We start from the raw sequence: 232 nt of genomic DNA on the forward strand, positions 1-232 counted from the left end.
TGCCTGATATTTAAGTATAGCGCCTTAATAGAGGCGCTAATGTAGATATATATCACTGGTTCACCGCAACCAATTCGCGTTGTTCTCCGCATAATTTAAACCCAGCACTTATGAACCACTGCGATTTAACTAATGCAGCAAACATTGAACTTTGCCAAGAATTTACATTGATTGTACTCCAGCTATTATAATGTTCTTCAAGAGCAACTCTTAAATTATCAATTCCTCCTTG

At 37.1% G+C, this 232-nt stretch carries 1 protein-coding gene; it reads right to left on the bottom strand.

The features are described 5' to 3' along the window. Positions 1-52: 52 nt before the first annotated feature. A partial coding sequence (locus SB765_RS34155; protein WP_410933094.1) for a hypothetical protein occupies positions 53-232 on the bottom strand: 180 nt, incomplete at its 5' end.

It is taken from the genome of Pseudomonas sp. SIMBA_067 (assembly GCF_046534675.1).
GTDB lineage: Bacteria > Pseudomonadota > Gammaproteobacteria > Pseudomonadales > Pseudomonadaceae > Aquipseudomonas > Aquipseudomonas putida.